Annotated in this window: 20 protein-coding genes; 12 read left to right on the forward strand and 8 right to left on the reverse strand. The window is 66.6% G+C overall.

Going from position 1 to position 18,463, the window contains the following annotated elements; translation table 11 throughout:
• Window positions 1-67: 67 nt before the first annotated feature.
• Window positions 68-685: a nicotinate-nucleotide adenylyltransferase gene (locus P1U75_RS13185; RefSeq protein WP_300244142.1), complete on the reverse strand. Its 618-nt coding sequence runs from the start codon at window positions 683-685 to the stop codon at window positions 68-70.
• 61 nt (window positions 686-746) lie between these two features.
• Window positions 747-1,571 carry a siderophore-interacting protein gene (locus P1U75_RS13190; RefSeq protein ID WP_300244144.1) on the reverse strand — a complete coding sequence of 275 codons (825 nt, stop codon included), beginning with the start codon at window positions 1,569-1,571 and terminating at the stop codon, window positions 747-749.
• A 204-nt stretch (window positions 1,572-1,775) separates the two neighbouring features.
• On the opposite strand from P1U75_RS13190, the gene ettA reads away from it, so the two are divergent.
• The 4 genes from ettA to P1U75_RS13210 all read left to right on the forward strand — a co-directional run bounded on the left by ettA (window position 1,776) and on the right by P1U75_RS13210 (window position 5,788).
• Entirely contained in the window at window positions 1,776-3,431 is a 1,656-nt protein-coding gene (gene ettA / locus P1U75_RS13195; protein WP_300244146.1) for an energy-dependent translational throttle protein EttA, read from the forward strand.
• A complete protein-coding gene (locus P1U75_RS13200) occupies window positions 3,326-4,456 on the forward strand; it encodes a DUF4238 domain-containing protein (protein ID WP_300244148.1) in 1,131 nt (376 codons plus the stop codon). The genes ettA and P1U75_RS13200 overlap by 106 nt, the downstream gene beginning before the upstream one ends.
• 196 nt (window positions 4,457-4,652) lie before the next feature.
• The gene (locus tag P1U75_RS13205; RefSeq protein WP_300244150.1) at window positions 4,653-5,033 is read left to right on the forward strand and encodes a hypothetical protein; all 381 of its coding nucleotides are present in this window, start codon (window positions 4,653-4,655) and stop codon (window positions 5,031-5,033) included.
• A gap of 62 nt (window positions 5,034-5,095) precedes the next feature.
• Window positions 5,096-5,788 (forward strand): hypothetical protein, encoded by a 693-nt coding sequence (locus P1U75_RS13210; RefSeq protein WP_300244152.1) that lies wholly within the window; start codon window positions 5,096-5,098, stop codon window positions 5,786-5,788.
• Window positions 5,789-5,952: 164 nt separating this feature from the next.
• Here P1U75_RS13210 and trxC read toward each other — a convergent pair whose 3' ends face one another.
• Window positions 5,953-6,378, reverse strand: coding sequence for a thioredoxin TrxC (gene trxC / locus P1U75_RS13215; RefSeq protein WP_300244154.1), 426 nt, complete (start codon window positions 6,376-6,378; stop codon window positions 5,953-5,955).
• Between the two features lie 114 nt (window positions 6,379-6,492).
• Between trxC and P1U75_RS13220 the strand changes: the two genes are divergently transcribed.
• From P1U75_RS13220 to P1U75_RS13235, 4 genes are all read left to right on the forward strand, one after another.
• The gene (locus P1U75_RS13220) at window positions 6,493-6,843 is read left to right on the forward strand and encodes a DUF3147 family protein (protein WP_300244156.1); all 351 of its coding nucleotides are present in this window, start codon (window positions 6,493-6,495) and stop codon (window positions 6,841-6,843) included.
• A gap of 99 nt (window positions 6,844-6,942) precedes the next feature.
• Window positions 6,943-7,509, forward strand: coding sequence for a L,D-transpeptidase (locus tag P1U75_RS13225; RefSeq protein ID WP_300244157.1), 567 nt, complete (start codon window positions 6,943-6,945; stop codon window positions 7,507-7,509).
• Window positions 7,510-7,525: 16 nt separating this feature from the next.
• Entirely contained in the window at window positions 7,526-8,059 is a 534-nt protein-coding gene (locus P1U75_RS13230) for a DUF4329 domain-containing protein (protein ID WP_300244159.1), read from the forward strand.
• A 159-nt stretch (window positions 8,060-8,218) separates the two neighbouring features.
• Window positions 8,219-8,425 (forward strand): cold-shock protein, encoded by a 207-nt coding sequence (locus P1U75_RS13235; protein WP_300244161.1) that lies wholly within the window; start codon window positions 8,219-8,221, stop codon window positions 8,423-8,425.
• A gap of 97 nt (window positions 8,426-8,522) precedes the next feature.
• On the opposite strand, the gene P1U75_RS13240 is transcribed toward P1U75_RS13235, so the two are convergent.
• Window positions 8,523-9,164, reverse strand: a complete 642-nt coding sequence (locus tag P1U75_RS13240) for an arylesterase (protein WP_300244164.1) — start codon at window positions 9,162-9,164, stop codon at window positions 8,523-8,525.
• A 48-nt stretch (window positions 9,165-9,212) separates the two neighbouring features.
• On the opposite strand from P1U75_RS13240, the gene P1U75_RS13245 reads away from it, so the two are divergent.
• On the forward strand, window positions 9,213-9,908 hold the full coding sequence (locus tag P1U75_RS13245) for an ATP-binding cassette domain-containing protein (protein WP_300244165.1): 696 nt from the start codon (window positions 9,213-9,215) through the stop codon (window positions 9,906-9,908).
• The gene (locus P1U75_RS13250) at window positions 9,905-12,433 is read left to right on the forward strand and encodes an FtsX-like permease family protein (protein WP_300244167.1); all 2,529 of its coding nucleotides are present in this window, start codon (window positions 9,905-9,907) and stop codon (window positions 12,431-12,433) included. Before P1U75_RS13245 ends, P1U75_RS13250 begins: the two co-directional genes overlap by 4 nt.
• Before the next feature lie 4 nt (window positions 12,434-12,437).
• On the opposite strand, the gene P1U75_RS13255 is transcribed toward P1U75_RS13250, so the two are convergent.
• A complete protein-coding gene (locus P1U75_RS13255; protein ID WP_300244169.1) occupies window positions 12,438-12,884 on the reverse strand; it encodes an Rrf2 family transcriptional regulator in 447 nt (148 codons plus the stop codon).
• Window positions 12,885-12,989: 105 nt separating this feature from the next.
• On the opposite strand from P1U75_RS13255, the gene P1U75_RS13260 reads away from it, so the two are divergent.
• The gene (locus P1U75_RS13260; RefSeq protein WP_300244171.1) at window positions 12,990-13,559 is read left to right on the forward strand and encodes a gamma-glutamylcyclotransferase family protein; all 570 of its coding nucleotides are present in this window, start codon (window positions 12,990-12,992) and stop codon (window positions 13,557-13,559) included.
• An 18-nt stretch (window positions 13,560-13,577) separates the two neighbouring features.
• Here P1U75_RS13260 and gltX read toward each other — a convergent pair whose 3' ends face one another.
• Window positions 13,578-14,903, reverse strand: a complete 1,326-nt coding sequence (gene gltX, locus P1U75_RS13265) for a glutamate--tRNA ligase (RefSeq protein WP_300244173.1) — start codon at window positions 14,901-14,903, stop codon at window positions 13,578-13,580.
• Window positions 14,904-15,091: 188 nt separating this feature from the next.
• Between gltX and P1U75_RS13270 the strand changes: the two genes are divergently transcribed.
• Entirely contained in the window at window positions 15,092-16,024 is a 933-nt protein-coding gene (locus P1U75_RS13270) for an MBL fold metallo-hydrolase (protein ID WP_300244175.1), read from the forward strand.
• Window positions 16,025-16,062: 38 nt separating this feature from the next.
• On the opposite strand, the gene P1U75_RS13275 is transcribed toward P1U75_RS13270, so the two are convergent.
• Complete coding sequence (locus P1U75_RS13275; RefSeq protein WP_300244177.1) at window positions 16,063-17,394, reverse strand: FAD-binding oxidoreductase; 1,332 nt, start codon at window positions 17,392-17,394, stop codon at window positions 16,063-16,065.
• Between the two features lie 33 nt (window positions 17,395-17,427).
• Window positions 17,428-18,360, reverse strand: a complete 933-nt coding sequence (locus tag P1U75_RS13280; protein ID WP_300244179.1) for a DMT family transporter — start codon at window positions 18,358-18,360, stop codon at window positions 17,428-17,430.
• Window positions 18,361-18,463: the final 103 nt, after the last annotated feature.

The following is an 18,463-nucleotide window of genomic DNA, read 5'->3' on the forward strand; positions in this document are numbered from 1 at the left end:
TCGCAGCTCATTCGGGCAAACAAGCGGGAGAAATTGGAAATTTCAGCGACCATGCGGCGCAGCCTCGTCACAATTGGCGCTCATCCCCCCGCCAGCCGCCACTGGCGCGGATCGCGGTTGAACTGACATCCAGCATCGGAACATTGACGAAACACCAGGCCGGCGCCTCGGCCCGGCCCAGCAACTGGCTCGCCTGCCCCGGCAGCCGGGCCCGGCGATAGATCCGCGCCGCCGGCGACATCCGCGCCGAGATCCGGTCGCCCGGCCGCGCCAGCACCCCCAGCGGCACCGTCTGCATGATCGTCTCCCAGTTCTGCCAGCGGTGCAGCTGCGCCAGGTTGTCCGCCCCCATCAGCCAGACGAAGCGCACCCCGGGATAGACCGCCCGCAGGGCGCTCAGCGTGTCGGCGGTGGCCCGTGTGCCCAGCCGCGCCTCGATATCCGTGACCGTCACCCGGGGGTGCCGCATCAGCGCCCGCGCCCGCGCCAGCCGGTCGTCGATCGGGGCCGGCCCATGCGCCTTCAACGGGTTGCCGGGGCTGACCAGCCACCACAGCCGGTCCAGCCCGAACCGCCGCAACGCCTCGTGGGTGATGTGCACATGCCCCGCGTGGGCCGGATCGAACGACCCGCCCAATAGCCCGACAGACTGGCCCCGCGCGGCGGGCGGAAATCCGGTTCGCATCCCTGTCTCCTCTGGCGCGCGACCCTATGTGCCGCGCGACAAAGGGTCCATAGCAAACCGGTCAGGCACTCTCCCGGCGTTTTTCCTGCTGGTGCTGGTCCTCGACCAGCCCGATCTTCCAGTAGCCCGAGACATAGGCGTCGCCGCGCGCCAGCCCGCGCTCCTGATGAAGATACCCGCGCAGCGCCTTGATCACCCCGCTCTCTCCCGCGACACAGGTCTGCACCCGGCCCTCCGGCCAGTCCAGCGCGCGGATCATCCCCTCCTGCGCGGGCGAGGGGCGGTGCGGGTGCGGATGCACCAGCCAATGCTGTTCGATCCCCTCCGGCGCGTCGATCTGCTGCCGGTCTTCGGCACAGGTCACCTCGAACACCGCCACGCCGCGCGCATCGCGCGGCATTGCCTCCAGCGCCGCCGCCGCCACCGGCAGCGCGGACATGTCGGCAGCGACCAGGTACCAGTCGGCGTAAAACTCCGAAAGCTTGACTGGCCCGGGCCCGGCAAAGCCGCAGAAATCCCCCGGCCGCGCCCTGTTGGCAAAGGCGCTCGCCGGGCCTTCCAGCCCGTGATCGACGAAATCCACGTCCAGCTCCTGCACGTCCGGCCGCCAGTGCCGCACCGTGTAGGTCCGCACGACGGGGCGCGGCCCGTCCTTGAGCTGGCGGGCGAAATCGTCGCGCCCCTGCCCCGCCCCGGGCAGGAAAATCTTGCAGTTGGCCCCCTCGCACTTCGGGCGCACGTCGGCCAGTTCCGGCCCGGTCAGGGTCAGCCGGATCATGTTGGGCGTGATCCGGCGGCTCGCCACCACCGTGACCAGACGCGGCCCGGGTTTGCCCCGGGCGGGACGTTTGAGATCGGGCAGGACGGGACCGGGGGCGGCGGGCATGGGGCATATCTCCTGTGGCGCGAACCTGCGCCTCGCCCTTATTTCCGATTAAATCTGTCAGACTTCAACCCCCGCGCGCGGATCGCCGCGCAGAACCGCCCGCACAGCCCCTGCGCTCAGCGCTTGCCCGCGCCGCCCCGGACCACTATCTAGGGCCAAACCGCGCACCGCGCGCTCTTCCCATTCCAATACCGGAGTACCCCCATGGCCGCCTATCAATACGTCTATCACATGAGCGGGGTGTCCAAGACCTACCCCGGGGGCAAGAAGTGTTTCGAGAACATCCATCTCAACTTCCTGCCCGGGGTGAAGATCGGCGTCGTCGGCGTCAACGGGTCGGGTAAATCCACCCTGATGCGCATCATGGCCGGGATCGACACCGATTTCTCCGGCGAGGCCTGGGCCGCCGAGGGCGCCAAGGTCGGCTACCTGCCGCAGGAACCGCAGCTTGATGAAAGCCTCTCGGTGCGCGACAACGTGATGCTGGGCGTGGCCGGGAAAAAGGCCATCCTCGACCGCTACAACGACCTGGCGATGAACTACTCCGACGAGACCGCCGACGAGATGGCCCAGCTGCAGGACGAGATCGACAGCCAGAACCTGTGGGATCTCGACAGCCAGATCGACGTCTCGATGGAGGCGCTGCGCTGCCCGCCGGACGACGCCGATGTCGCCACCCTCTCGGGCGGCGAACGCCGCCGGGTGGCGCTGTGCAAGCTGCTGCTCGAGGCGCCCGACATGCTGCTGCTCGATGAGCCGACCAACCACCTCGACGCCGAAACCATCGCCTGGCTGCAACAGCACCTGGTCGAGTACAAGGGCACCATCCTGATCGTCACCCACGACCGCTACTTCCTCGACGACATCACCTCCTGGATCCTCGAGCTCGACCGCGGCCGCGGCATCCCCTACGAGGGCAACTACTCTGCCTGGCTGGAACAGAAGGCCAAGCGCCTGCAGCACGAGGCGCGCGAGGACAAGGCCCGGCAAAAGACGCTGGAGCGCGAGCTGGACTGGATGCGCCAGGGCGCCAAGGCGCGGCAGGCGAAATCCAAGGCCCGGATCCAAGCCTATAACGAGATGGCCGGTCAGTCCGAGCGCGAAAAGATCGCCCGCGCCCAGATCGTCATCCCCAACGGCCAGCGACTCGGCTCCAAGGTGATCGACGTCGAGCACCTGTCGAAACACATGGGCGACAAGCAGCTGATCGAGGATCTGAGCTTCTCGCTGCCGCCCGGCGGCATCGTCGGCGTGATCGGCCCCAACGGTGCGGGTAAATCGACCCTGTTCCGCATGCTCACCGGCCAGCTGGAGCCCGACGCCGGCACCGTCACCTACGGCGACACGGTGCAGCTGTCCTACGTCGACCAGTCGCGCGACGACCTCAAGGCAGAGGACACCGTGTGGGAGGCGATCACCGGCGGCGCCGAGGTGATCGAACTGGGCGACGCCCAGATGAATTCCCGCGCCTATTGCTCGGCCTTCAACTTCAAGGGCGGCGACCAGCAGAAAAAGGTCGGCCTGCTGTCGGGCGGCGAACGCAACCGGGTCCACATGGCGCGGCTGCTGAAAGAGGGCGGCAACGTCCTGCTGCTCGACGAACCGACCAACGACCTCGACGTGGAAACCCTGCGCGCGCTCGAAGACGCGCTGGTCGATTTCGCCGGCTGCGCCGTGGTGATCTCGCACGATCGTTTCTTCCTCGACCGGATCTGCACCCATATGCTCGCCTTCGAGGGCGACGCCCATGTGGAATGGTTCGAAGGCGGCTTCACCGACTACGAGGAGGACAAGAAACGCCGACTGGGGGCCGATGCGCTGGAACCCAAGCGGCTGAAATACAAGAAGTTTTCACGCTGAGCACGCCAATACCAACGAACCAACACCATCTTCCTCGCTTTTTAATGCGAGGCTTTTCGAATGAGAACAAGAAAGGGGAACGCTATGCGTTCTCCTACCAAAAAGATCGTGTTTTTGGAGCAAATATTAAGGGCATTGGCGGTGAAAAGCACTTTTATACGAAACCCGATGAGAACTCAGTGGAAATCGAGATCTCGAAGTTAGAGCATGAGTTCGCACCATTCCACAATCGCCTGACCCAAGGCAACTATGACGAAAAAAACGATCACGAGATCGCCGCATATCTTTTGGCTCATTGTAGTGTTAGATCCAAACTTCTAAGAATGGAAATCGCAATGGCGATGGATCTATTTTGGGAAGAGATGAAGAGTATAGTTAACTCAAAACACTCAATTTTCACCCTTCTGGAAGCACTAATTAGAGATAACCCAAACTTCCTCTATGACGACATTAGAAAACACACCCCTCCCGGCGAAGATTTTTCTTGGGTTGCCGATATGCTACACGAGAATCCAAAGAAGTTTTTTGAGTATTTCAATATCGGAGAGATTCCAGCGCTTTCTGCAATGATAGATATGGTTCAGCATCGTCCCGAGGATTTTTCCCGGAACGCCCACCTCAAAGCCCTACGAAAAACGTCTGCACCTGACGCATTAGCTGAAAAATTTGGAAAGAACAATTTTAAACTGGTTAGGTTATCAAATCGTAAATCCGTTTTAGGTGACTGCATGGTGTACTATTTGGATAATCGCCTACGTGCGATTGGCGGCGTTTCTTGGTCTCCAGCGAAAGTCGCAACAATCCTCCCAATCTCGCCGGAGCTCTTACTCGTCAACTCCCCTTTCCCAATAGACATCCGAAAACTTGATCCATTGGCCGGGCCTATTTCTTGCTCATATGAGTTCTTTGTATACCCTTCCGAAGAAAAGTTCCTAAGAAGACGTACGAAATTTATCGGCAGAAACGTCGGCAACATTATCACTTCGACAATCAAGGATTCTGTCAGCGGATTTCTTTCCGCGTAGCACCTACCGCATGACCAGTTCTGCGGAACTGGAAAGCCAATTGACTTCTTTCGCTTGGGGCGCGCCGGAAACATGGCCCAAGCGGGGCCGCCGAAGACCCGGCCTCCCCCCACACATCCCCTCACCCCTGCGTGAGCCCGGTTTCGCCCGTCATCCGCACCGCCTATCTCCACTGAACCACAGACGGAGCCGACCCATGCGACATCTCCCCGCCCTGATCCCCGCCGCCCTGCTGATGGCGCTCGCCGCCCAGACCGGCCTGACCGAAAGCCTTGGCGCCCACCCGTGGTGGGCCGCGCAGGTGATCCTGCTCGGCGCCCCTGCCGGGCTATTGCTGGCCGCGCTCGCAGCACTGTCCGGCCTCGCTGCCGGGCCGCGCATCATCCTCTTCGCGCTGATCGCCGCCGCGGCCTTTGCCGCCGCCACCTGGGGCAAGGCCGAGTTTGCGGCCTCCTACGCCGAAAACGTGATGGCCGGTCGGCTCTGGTTCCTGGGCTGGATCGGCACCGCCGCCGGGGCCGCCGCGCTGCTGGCGGCGCTGACCTCGCTGGCCTATCCCGGCCGCGCGCGGGGTTGACCGCCCCCTTTCACCGGCCCCCGATCTGCGGCACAGTTGTCCGACACCCGCCGGAGATCGCCATGCCCCGCCTTGCGTTCCTGCTCTGCCTGCTGTTCGCCGCCTGCGGGCAGGTCGATTACGGCGCCACCCCGGCGGGCCGCTTCAAGGGCTCGCTCTTCGTCATGTGGGTGGGTGAGGGCGGATCATCGGGCGACGGGCGATTCGTCTATGTCCCCAATCCGCGCGATCCGCTGCGGCTGGTCCGCGCCACCGGCACGCCGCGCGTGATCCAGCCCGAGATGATCTATACCGACGGCGGCTCGATCCCGCGCGCCGGGCAGCTCTTTCGCGGCTTCGCGCCCTGGGGCTACGCGCCCGCCTACATGATCCACGACTGGCTCTTCGTCGCCCGCCACTGCCTGACCGACGGCACCCCGACGCAGGAAGAGCGCCGGATCGCGGAGATGGAATTCATTGAAAGCGCCCAAATCATCGCCGAGGCGATCAAGGCGCTGATCGCCAGCGGCAAAGTTCGGGAAAACGATGTCGCCCCGCGGGTGATAGCCGGCGCGGTGGCCGGGCCGATCTCTTACCAGCGTTGGACGGTGCAGGGGGAATGCAAAACCGACCGGGTCTCCGAGGCCGACCGCGCCGCCGCCGAGGCCGGGATTCCCGGATCGGGCAAATCGCTGCGCGGACTCCTGCGGCGGGGAGCGGACGGCCGGATGGTGCCGGTCGCGCCCGCCGCACTGGTCGCGGCGGTCTCGTTCTGAGGGGCGGATTTACCGTATTTAAACGCTTTCCCGCGTTGCGCGACCGGGACGCGGGTCCGATCGTACAAAACCGCCCGCAAACTCCCCAATCCGGCCGGGGACGCGGGTCGCGCAGGGGGCCGAATTGTACAGAACGGGCGTCAAACTCCCCCGTTCGAGGACGATCAGGCGCCGATCCAATTTACGATCTGGTCCTCGCGCATCGCCCCCGACTGCCGCTTCACCTCGCGCCCGCCGGTGAATTCCACCATCGTCGGAATGCCGCGAATGCCGTATGTCATGCCGGCGGCCTGGTGCTCTTCGGTGTTCAGCTTCACCAGCCGCACCTTTCCCGCCAAGCTGTTGGCAGCCTTGGAAAATTCAGGTGCCATCATGCGGCAGGGGCCGCACCAGGGGGCCCAGAAATCCACCACCAGAGGCAGCTCGTCGTTCCTTGCCGCCTTGGCCAGCGTCGCCGCATCGACCTCCACCGCCTTGCTTGAGATCAGCGCCGCACCGCAGGTGCCGCATTTCGGCCCCGCCGCCAGCTTCTCCTCCGGCACCCGGTTCACCTGACCACATTCCAGACAGGTCAGTTTCTTGCCCGCCATCCTTGCCTCCTTGACGAAATTCACATTCAAGAACCGATATGGGTTTTCGCGCCTCCGGTGACAAGAGCGCGGCTTTGGGTTGCCTCTCGGCACCTCCTGCGGCACAGTCATCCCATGGGATACCTGATCGCCAAAGCCCTGATTTCAGGGTTAATTATCATGATCGTCTCCGAGGTGGCCAAGCGCGCGCCGGGGCTTGGAGCGCTGATCGCCTCGCTGCCGCTGATCTCGGTTCTGGGCATGATCTGGCTCTGGCGCGACAAGCCCGACCCGCAGCACATGGCCGCGCACGCCCAGGCCACCTTCTGGTACGTCCTGCCCTCGTTGCCGATGTTCCTGCTGATCCCGGCGCTGCTCAACCGCGGCTGGGGGTTCTGGTGGGCGCTGGCGGCGGGTTGCCTGCTGACCGTCGTGCTCTACCTGATCACCACGATGGCCGCTGCACGGCTGGGCATCCGGCTCTGACCGCGCTTACATCCGCGTGAGACCCGCGCAAAGCGATTGACCTGTCCGCCCACTGCGGAAGAATGGTGGGAAACCCTTTTTTGTTTGAGTGATTGAAACATGCTGACACGCCGCACCTTTCTGACCACCGCGACCACCGCCGCCACGCTTCCGATGCTCTGGCCCGAAGCTGCCCCGGCGCAGGCAAACGGGTTCGATCCCACACCGCAATATGTCCGCATCAAGCGCGACTTCGCTCCAGGGCAAATGCTGATCCTGCCGCGTTCCTACTACCTTTACTGGGTGACCGAGGAGCGCAAGGCGATCCGCTATGGCGTCGGCGTCGGCAAGGCCGGGCTGGAATTCCGGGGCACCGCCACCATCGACGTCAAGAAGGAGTGGCCGACCTGGCGCCCCACCGACGAGATGATCGAACGCTCGCCGCGCACCTTCGCGCGCTTTGCCAACAACGACTATGTCCAGCCCGGCGGGCCGGGAAACCCGCTTGGGGCGCGGGCGCTCTACCTGTTCCAGAACGGGGTCGATACCTATTTCCGCATCCACGGCACCAACCAGCCCGAGAGCATCGGCCAATCCTGGTCCAACGGCTGCATCCGAATGCTGAACTCGCATGTTGCGGACCTCTACCTCCGGGTGCCGGTGGGTACCGTGGTGACGGTGCTGTGACCGCCCGGACTCCGCGGTGATCCTGACCGCCGCCCTGGTTGTGCTCGCCATCGTGCTGGAGCCGCTGCCGCCCTATTCCCCGCCGTCTTCGGCGGAGATCGAGATGCTGAAACAGCGGCTGGCCCCGATCCAGCATCTGTCCTTTGCGGCGGGCTACGAGTATTGCGGCTATCTCGGGCGGCGGGGGAATGGCGCGCCGGGTTTCACCAAGATCCTGCGCGGCCACCACAACGGCTGCACCCCCAAGGTGCCCGGCGAGGGGTTCGGCCTGATCGCCTCGCTGCATACCCACGGCGCCTACGACCCCTCGATTCCGGCGGAGTTTCCCACCGCGCTCGACATGCGCAGCGACCGGCGCGAGGGGGTCGTTGGCTATGTCGCAACGCCCGGCGGGCGGCTTTGGTACATCGACAGCAAGGCGATGCTGGCGGTTGAGATCTGCGGTCCGGGCTGTCTGCCGCAGGACCCGGATTTTCACGCCGGCGACGACGGGGAGATCGCAGAACGGCTGTCCTACGCGCAACTTCTGGCGCTGGATGCATGGGAATAACTGATTTTTCTTGAACCGAATCTCAACAAGCATAATGGTGTTTGCGCAACGTTACGCTATCGACACTACTGCTCCTCTTCCAAGGCTCAGTCTTCGATCTTGCTACGACCGAGCCGACCTGCCGCATCCCGCGGGCAGACAAAAACAGGAGAAAAGACGATGGCAAACGGCACCGTCAAATGGTTCAACACCACCAAAGGCTACGGCTTTATCGCACCGGAATCCGGTGGCAAGGATGTGTTCGTGCACATCTCGGCCGTTGAGCGTTCGGGCCTGACCGGCCTGGCCGACAACCAGAAAGTGACCTACGACATCGAAGCTGGCCGTGACGGCCGCGAATCGGCGATCAACCTGGCCCTGGCCTGAGCCTGACGGTCGGCCCCCGGGGCCGGCGACAGGAATTCAGCCCCCTTCCGGCGCAGGCCGGGAGGGGGTTTTCGTTTGCGCCGCGCGGTTCCCGCCGTCACTTCTCCGCGGCGCGCGCCACCAGCTCCAGCACCCTCGGCCCCAGCGCCGCGACGATCCTTTCCACGCCCTCGGCGCTGGGGTGGATGCCGTCGGGCTGCATGTAGCGGGTCAGTGCGCCGGGATCGTCGCGCAGCCCCTCCAGCCCGGCAAAGAAGCTTTCGGCGTAAAGCGCGCCATAGGTCTCGGCCAGGTCCGGATAGACCGCGTCGAAGGCGGCCTTGTAGTCCGGGCCGTAGTTGCCCGGCGCCTGCATGCCGATCAGCAGCACCGCCACATCCGCCTGCTGCGCCTCTTGCAGGATGACCTCGAGGTTCGCGCGCACAACCTCGGGGGCGATGCCGCGCAACAGGTCGTTTCCGCCCAGCGCCACGATCATCGCGTCAACCTCGGGCGTCAGCGTCCAGCCGACCCGCGCGGCGCCCCCCGCCGTCGTGTCGCCGGAAACGCCCGCATTGATCAGCCGGACATCGGCACCGTGGTCCGCCAGCCAGCCCCGCAATTGCGGCACAAAGCCTTCCCACTCCGGCAGCCCGTACCCCTGCGTCAGACTGTCGCCCAGCGCGGCGATGGTCACCGGCGCCGCCATGGCCCAGGGGGCTGAAAGACAAAAGATCAATCCGACGAAGAACTTGCGCATGACGCCCCACGCTCCATATCCCTAATGACACCCAGGACAGGATGGCCCATGACCGACCCCGTGCTTTCGCTCAAAGATGCCTCTTTGTCGCTGAATGGCAATGCCGGGCGGGTCGATATCCTGCATGGCATCACCCTTGACGTGCATCCGGGCGAGACGCTGGGGCTGATCGGCCCCTCCGGCTCGGGCAAATCCTCGCTGCTGATGCTGATGGGCGGGCTGGAGCAGGCCACCGGCGGAACAGTCACCGCGCTGGGCCGGGACCTGACCGCGATGGACGAGGACGCGCTGGCGCGGTTTCGCCGCGACAACATGGGGGTGGTGTTCCAGTCGTTTCACCTGATCCCGACCATGACCGCGCTTGAGAACGTGGCGACGCCGCTGGAACTGGCCGGGCATCGCGACGCCTTTGACCGGGCGCAGGCGGAACTGGCGGCGGTGGGGCTGGCCCAACGCGCCGGGCATTACCCGTCGGAGTTGTCGGGCGGTGAGCAACAGCGCGTGGCGCTGGCCCGCGCCGCAGCACCACGGCCAAAGATCCTTCTCGCCGACGAGCCCACCGGCAATCTCGACGAGGCCAACGGCCGCGCGATCATGGACATGCTGTTCGATCTGCGCGACCGTCACGGCGCGACGCTGGTACTGGTCACCCATGCGCCGGACCTGGCCGCCCGCTGCGACCGGGTGGTACGGTTGCGCGACGGGCGGATCGACGGGGATGCCGCGCGGGACGCCGCGGAATGAGCCTGTCGCTGGCGGCCCGCTTTGCCCGGCGAGAACTGCGCGGGGGGCTACGGGGCTTTCGCATTTTCCTCGCCTGTCTCGCGCTGGGGGTGGCTGCCATCGCCGCCGTCGGCTCGGTCCGCGCCGCGATCGAGGCGGGGCTGGCGCGCGAGGGCGCGGCACTTCTGGGCGGCGACGCCGAGATGGAGTTCACCTATCGGTTCGCCAGCGACGCGGAACGGGCCTGGATAGCCGGGACCGCCGCCCGCACCTCCGAGATCGTGGATTTCCGCTCCATGGCGGTGGTGGAGCAAGACGGACAGGCGGACCGGGCGCTGACCCAAGTCAAGGCAGTGGACGGGGCCTATCCGCTGATCGGGTCGGTGACGCTCACGCCCGAGATGCCGCTGGACGCCGCACTGGCCGGGCGCGACGGCGTGCCGGGCGCGGTGATGGAGCGGGTGCTGATCGACCGGCTGGGGATGGCGCCCGGCGACCGTTTCAAGCTCGGCCTGCAGGAGTTCGTTCTGATGGCGGCGCTGGAGCGCGAGCCTGACGGCGCGGCGGCGGGATTCTCGCTCGGCCCGCGCACGATCGTCGCCACCCCGGCGCTCGACGCCTCGGGCCTGCTGGCGCCGGGCACGCTCTTTTCGACCAAGTACCGGCTCGACCTGCCCGGGGGCGCGGACCTGCCGGCGCTGGAGACGGCGGCGAAGGCGCGGTTCGAGGCCTCGGGCCTGCGCTGGCGCGATGCCCGCAACGGCGCGCCGGGCGTCGCCGAGTTCGTCCGGCGACTGGGCGCCTTCCTGGTGCTGGTGGGGCTCTCGGGCCTTGCCGTCGGGGGCGTCGGCGTCTCGGCGGCGGTGCGCGCCTACCTCGCGGACAAGACGCAGGTGATCGCCACGCTGCGCACGCTGGGGGCGGACCGGGCCACCATCTTTCAGACCTATTTCATCCAGATCGGCGCGCTGTCGGTGCTGGGCATCGCGCTGGGGCTGGTGTTGGGCGGCGGAGTGCCAGTGCTGCTCGGCCCGCTGATCGGGGCGCAACTGCCGGTGCCGGCGGTCTTCACCCTCTACCCCCGCCCGCTGGGCGAGGCCGCGCTTTACGGGTTTCTCACCGCGCTGATCTTCACCCTCTGGCCGCTGGCCCGCACCGAGGAGGTGCGCGCCGCCACGCTGTTCCGCGAGGCGCTCTCCTCGGCGCGGCTGCTGCCCGCGCCGCGATACCTGCTGGTGATCGGCACCGCGCTGGCGCTGCTGATCGGGTTGGCCGCCTGGTTCAACGGCGCGCCGAGGCTGACGTTCTGGACCGCCGGCGGCATCGCCGGGGCGCTGGCGCTTCTCACCCTCGCGGCGCGTCTGATGCGGCACCTGGCCCGCAGGGGCGCGCACGTCGCGCACGGCCACCCGGCGCTGCGCTGGGCGCTGGCCGCCATCGCCTCGCGGCAGGAGGGCGCCGGATCGGTGGTGCTGTCGCTGGGGCTGGGGCTGTCGGTACTCTCGGCGGTCGGGCAGATCGACGGCAACCTGCGCAACGCGATCTCGGGCAACCTCCCCGAGGTCGCCCCCTCCTATTTCTTCGTCGACATCCAGAAGGACCAGATGCCCGGTTTCCGCGAGCGGCTGGAAAACGATGCGGCCGTCTCGCGTCTTGAGACCGCGCCGATGCTGCGCGGGGTCATCACCCGGATCAACGACCGGCCCGCGCGCGAGGTGGCCGGCGATCACTGGGTTGTGCGCGGCGACCGGGGCGTGACCTATGCCGACCGGCCCGGCCAGACCACGCGGATCACCGACGGGGCATGGTGGCCCGAGGGGTACACCGGCCCGCCGCAGATCAGCTTTGCCGCCGAGGAGGCCGCCGAGATCGGCCTTTCGCTGGGCGATACGATGACCGTCAACGTGCTGGGCCGCGACATCACCGCGACCGTCACCAGCTTTCGCGAGGTCGATTTCTCGACCGCCGGAATGGGCTTCATCCTCACCATGAACCCCGCCGCGCTGGCCGGCGCGCCGCACAGCTTCATCGCCACGGTCTACGCCGAACCGCAGGCCGAGGCCGCGATCCTGCGCGATCTGGCCGGGCGGTTTCCGAACATCACCGCGATTCGCGTCCGCGACGCCATCGACCGGGTGTCGGGCGTGCTGGCGGGCATTGCCGCCGCGACCTCATGGGGGGCCGGGATTTCGCTGGTCACAGGGTTCCTGGTGCTGATCGGCGCGGCGGCGGCCGGCGTCGGCGCGCGCACCTACGAGGCGGCGGTGCTGAAGACGCTGGGCGCGTCACGCCGCCGCATCCTGCTGAGCTTCGCCCTGCGCAGCGCGCTCCTGGGGGCCGCCGCCGGTCTGGTGGCGCTGGGGGCGGGCATCGCCGGATCCTGGGCAGTGACCCGACAGGTTCTGGAAACCGATTTCACGGTGATCTGGCCAGCCGCGTTGGCCATCGTGCTGGGCGGGGTTCTGACCACGCTGGCCGCCGGGCTGCTGTTCGCCTGGCGCCCCCTGGCCGCGCGCCCGGCGCGCGTGCTCCGCGCGCAGGAGTGAGCGGTTACCGCCCGCAGGTGACCGGCTGCAACAGCTTCATCAGGTCGATGTTGTCGCAGATCAGCGCATCCAGCGTGACCTCGTCCAGCGAGGCATAGAAGGCCTGCGCCGCGTCGATCAGGGCCAGCCGCAACCGGCAGGCCGACACCAGCGGACAGGTGTTGTCGGCATCGGCGAAACACTCGGCCAGCGGCAGACCGCCCTCAAGCAGGCGGAACACCTCGCCGATGCGGATCTGTTCGGCCGGGCGCGCCAAGCTCATGCCGCCGTTACGGCCGCGCTGGGTCCGCAAGTAGTTGAGTTGGCTGAGTTGGTTGATCACCTGCGCCAGATGATTTTCCGACACGTTGCAGCTCCCGGCGATTTCGGCCTTGGTCACCAGACGCTCCTGATGGGTGGCACAATACATCAAGAGCCGAATGGCGATGTTGGTCCGTTTGGTGATGCGCACAATCGTGGCCCCCTCTGCAGAAATGTTCCGGTGTTATTGCACCTTTTCGAAAAAACCGGTTTGACATACATCAATTGGAATACTCGGCAAACTGGACGACCGCACATGGCAGACCCCTACTTCTTCGGCTACGGAAGCCTTGTAAACGCCGCCACCCATGATTTTTCCGATCCGCGCCCGGCACGGCTGAAGGGCTGGCGGCGGGCCTGGCGGCATACCGACCTGCGCGAGGTGGCCTTTCTGACCGCGATTCCCGATCCGCGGACCGAGATCGAGGGGATGATCGCCCATGTGCCGGGCGGCGACTGGGGCAAGCTGGACGAACGCGAATGGGCCTATGACCGGGTGCCCGCGACTGAAAGCGTGACCCATTTCGTCAAGCACGAGATCGAGATCGCGGTCTATGCCGTGCCCGCGCATCGCCACCAGCCGCCCAGCCGGGCCTATCCGATCCTGCTGAGCTATCTCGACGTGGTGGTTCAGGGCTATCTGCGCGAGTTCGGAGAAGCGGGCGCCGTGCGGTTCTTTTCCACCACCGACGGCTGGGATGCGCCGATCCTGAACGACCGGGCCGCACCGCGCTATCCGCGTCACCAGCAATTGCGCGCCGAGGAAACCGGTTTTGTCGACGACCGGCTGGGCAAGATCGGCGCGCGCATCGTCGAGGGGGCCTGACCGGCCCCCTTCGGCAGATCACCCGCGCCCGCGAACCTTTTGCAGCAGCGGCATCAGCGTGGCCATTTCCGGGCCGCGTTCCCGGCCGGTCAGCGCCTTGCGCAGGGGCATGAACAGCCCCTTGCCCTTGCGCCCGGTGGCCTGTTTCACCGCCCCGGTCCATTCCGACCATGTGGTTTCGGTGAACGGCAGTTCGGGCAGCATCTCCATCGCCTCGGCGATGAAATCCTTGTCGGCCTCGTCGATCAGCGGCTCGGCGCCGTCGCGGCACAGGGTCCACCACTCTTCCAGGTCGTTCAGGGTGGTGATGTTCTCCCGCGCCATATGCCAGAACGGCTCGGCCAGATCCTCGGGCACACCCGCCGCCGCGACACTGTCCTTCACCGCCGAGAGCGGCAGCGATTGCAGATACCGCGCGGTCAGCGGGAACAGGTCGTTCTCGTCGAACTTGGTCGGCGCCGCGCCGAAGCGGGCGATGTCGAACCCCTCGATCAGCTCGTCCATGTCGCTGCGCAATTCCACCGGGTCGGAGGAGCCCAGCCGCGCCATCAGCGACAGCAGCGCCATCGGCTGGACCCCCTGGTCGCGCAGATCGCGCAACGACAGCACGCCCAGTCGTTTCGACAGCGCTTCGCCCTGCGGGCCGGTCAGCAGGCTGTGATGGGCAAAATGGGGCACGGCGCCACCCAGCGCCTCGATGATCTGGATCTGGGTGGCGGTGTTGGTGACGTGGTCCGATCCGCGCACCACGTTGGTCACCCCCATCTCGGTATCGTCCACCACCGAGGCGATGGTGTACAACACCTGCCCGTCGCCCCGGATCAGCACCGGGTCGCTGACGCTGGCGGCGTCGATGGAGATATCGCCGAGGATGCCGTCGGTCCATTCGATCCGCTGGTGATCCAGCTTGAAACGCCAGACCCCGTTGCCGCGTTCGGCGCGCAGCGCCTCCTTCTCGGCATCGGACAGCGACAGCGCGGCGCGGTCATAGACCGGCGGCTTGCCCATGTTGAGCTGCTTCTTGCGCTTGAGGTCCAGCTCGGTCGGGGTTTCGAACGCCTCGTAAAAGCGACCCATCTCGCGCAAGCGATCGGCGGCCTCGGCATAGCGGTCAAGGCGCCTGGACTGGTATTCGATCCGGTCCCAGGTGATCCCCAGCCATTCCAGATCCTGCTGGATTCCGTCGATGTATTCCTGCTTGGAGCGTTCCTGGTCGGTGTCGTCGATGCGCAGGATGAAGGTGCCGCCGGCCTTGCGGGCGATCAGGAAGTTCATCAGCGCGGTGCGCAGGTTTCCGACATGGATATAGCCGGTGGGCGACGGGGCGAAACGGGTGGTTGTCATGGGGGCGTCTCCTGTTGCCGCGCGTTTGTCACAGGGGCGCGGAATTGTCCAGTTGCCAGCGCCCGGCTGGGATAGGGCGCCCATACCTGCCCTTATGCAATTTCACACAATTTCGCGTGCGGATTTGCACAGGTCTTGCCCGGCTTTCGCGCTATTTTGTTCGGGAGATTTCAACAAGGAGACGTTTCATGACCATCAGACTGACCCGCCGCGCCGCCCTGACCGGGGCCGCCGCCCTTCCGCTGGCCGCCGCCGCGACCCTCCCCGCCGCAGCCGGATCCCATGCCGGCAAATCCGCGATGCCGCACGCCCGGGCGTTCCGCCTGGGCGAAATGTCGGTGACCACGCTTCTGGACGGCAGCCTGCCGCGCGAGGGCGCCCAGGCGATCTTTGGCGGTGGTGCCAGCGATGAGGAGTTTGCCAAGGTATCGGCCGAGAATTTCATTCCCGCCAACATGGCGCAGTTTTATTTTACCCCAACCCTGGTCGAGGTCGGCGGCCAGAAGATCCTGTTCGACACCGGGCTGGGACAGGGCGGCATCGCCCGGGCGTTGGCCGAGGCCGGGGTCACCCCCGACCAGATCGACGTTGTGGTGCTGACCCACATGCACCCCGACCACATCGGCGGGATGATGACCGATGGCGCGCCGACCTTTGCCAACGCGCGCTATGTCACCGGCCGGGTGGAATACGATTTCTGGGCCAGGATGGAGGCCGGCAACCGGGTCGGCGACCTGGTGGCCAGCAACGTCACACCGCTGGCCGAGAAGATGACCTTTGTCGAGGACGGGGCCGAGGTGGTGCCGGGGATCACCGCGCTGGCCAGCTTCGGCCACACGCCGGGGCATATGTCGTTCCACCTGGATAGCGCGGGGGAGCGGCTGGTGCTGGCCGCGGACCTCGCCAACCACTACGTCTGGTCCTTCGCCCACCCCGAGTGGGAGGTGCAATTCGACATGGACAAAGCCGCCGCCACCGCCGCGCGCCGCAAGGTACTGGGTATGCTGGCCGCCGACCGGGTGCCGATGATCGGCTATCACATGCCCTTCCCCGCCGCCGGCTACGTCGAGACCCGCGGCGAGGGGTTCCGCTTCGTGCCGGTGAGCTACCAGATGATGTAGGCGGTCTTTCCACGCCGGGGGCGCCGCGCAGGCGCCCCTCAATACCCGGGGTCGGGGCGCACCCGGCTGCCATCGGTGAACCGCGACAGGCGAAACGCGGAGGGGTCCACGACCGGGACGGCGCCGGTGACGAGATCGGCCATCAGCCGCCCGGCCCCCGGCCCGATGCCGAAGCCGTGACCGGAAAATCCGGTGGCGATGTGCAGCCCCGGCAGAGCATCGACGCCCGAGATCACCGGGATAGCATCCGGGGTGACGTCGATCAGCCCGGCCCAGCTTTGCGCCACCTCCGCCCGCTCCAGCACAGGAAAGGCCCGCCGCGCCGCCGCCCAGCTGGCACGCAGCGCGCGCGGCGACGGGTCCGGGTCAAGGATGCGACAGGCCTCGAATGGCGTGATCTCGTCGGGGCGCCAGTGCCGCGCCTGCCCCGCCTCTTCGCCCCAACGCCCGGACAGGCGGAACCGCAGGCTGGACCATTCATGGCGCAGCGCCGGCAGGAAGGCCCGGGCGAGGCGAAAGCTGTCGGGCACCAGATCGACGGTGTTCTCGGTGCCCGAGGCCACGGTAAAGCCGCCATCGGCACGCTTGCGCATCGCGAACCCGTCGGTCCAGAGCGCGGTTTCCGGCCCACCCTCGACCGGCGTCGTCCGCATCACCGTGTTCAGCACCTTGAGTTGCGGCAGATGCACCCCCGCATTACCGGCAAGAAGCCGAGACCATGCCCCGCCCGCCAGCACCACCGCGTCACAGGCCACCCGCCCGCGCTCGGTGATCACGCCCGCAACCCGTCCCGCCACCATGTCGAGGCTGCGCACCGCGCACCCGGTCATAACCACGGCCCCCGCGTCCCGCGCTGCCCCCGCGATCGCGGGCGCGGCCCATTGCGGCTCGGCCCGGCCATCGCCGGGGGTGTAAAGCGCGCCTTTCAGCGCCATCCGGTGACCGGGCAGCAGCGCGTCCAGTTCCGCCCCCGACAGCATCCGCGCCTCGGCCCGGTATGGGGCGAGGTTCTCGGCCCAGCGGGCGCGCTGGCCAACGGATCTGGCGCTGCTCGAGGTGTAGAGGATACCGCTTTTTCGGTAGCCGGTGCGCCGCCCGGTGCGCGCCTCCAGCCCCTCCCAGAGGCGGATCGCCTCGAGCATCAGCGGGATCTCGCGCGGGTCGCGCATCGACAGCCGCACCCAGCCCCAGTTGCGGCTCGATTGCTCACCGCCGATCTGGCCCTTTTCACACAAGAGCACCGACAGCCCGCGTTCGGCCAGTTCCAGCGCGGTCGAGGCCCCGATGATGCCGCCGCCGATCACCACCGCGTCGGTGCGGTCAGGCAGACGCATATCGGATTGAACGGGATCGAGGGTCGGTCCGGGCATGGCCGGACTATAGCGCCAACGGTGATGGCCGCATCAGGTTTCTTGCCGGCGCGGTTGCACCAGCGCCAGCCCCGACACCATCACCGCGAGCGCCGCCCAGACCCAGGCTGAATGCGTCTCGCCGTAGATCATGACACCCAGCAGCACCCCGGTGCCGGTCACCACGTAGCCCACCTGCGCGGCGAACACCGGCCCGGCGTGGCCGATCAGCCAGATAAAGCCGGAATAGGCCACCAGGTGGAGCAACGAGATGCCGAAGGTGGCCAGCTCCGGCGGGCCGAAGGCAGTAATGTCGAACCAGCCACCGGAGACCACCATCGTCGGCACCAGCAGCAACAGCGCGCCCCAACTGAGCCCGCACATGGTGGTGAAGGGGCCGAGGTGGCGCATGTCGGACCTGGCGATGAAGACATTCTCGCCGGCATAGGACAAGGCCACGACAATCGGGGCGATCAGCCAGACTGTTTGCGACGGATCGGGCAGGCTGCTGCCCGGCAGCACGATCATGCCCACCGCCAATGCGCCCAGCGCCAGCCCCAGCAGGCGGCGCGGCGTCGGACGCTCGATCCCGAACGGCCAGGCGACCAGCAGCGTCATCATCGGCACCAGCGAGATCAGCATCACCATGATGCCGACCGGAAGATGGCTGTAGGCGCCGTAGGACAGGCTGTTGGGCAGCGCGGTGCCCAGCAGCCCGCAACCGAGGTAGAACACCAGATGGCGCCGGTCCAGCGGCAGCTTGCGGCGGCGCAGGATCAGCAGGACGGTCAGCAGCGTGGCGCCGATGGCGGTGTTCCAGAAGGTGATCCCGACCGGGCTGTGCCCGGTGGAGACCGCCAGCTTTGACAGCGGTCCGGTGGACCCCCAGCACAGCCCGATCAACACCACCGCCAACCACAGCAGCGCCGCCGACGGTGCGGGTGCCGGGCGCGGGGCGGGTTGGATTATTTCGGGGATCTGGGTCACGGGAAAAGGACTCCTGCAGAGGTTCAGGGCCCTTTCAACCAGTGCCAGTGGTGCCAAAAGTGATAGGCAACCCAACGCGCGAGTCAAGCGCGACGCACCCGCC

The organism is Antarcticimicrobium sp., assembly GCF_029212575.1.
Classification (GTDB): Bacteria; Pseudomonadota; Alphaproteobacteria; order Rhodobacterales; family Rhodobacteraceae; genus Antarcticimicrobium.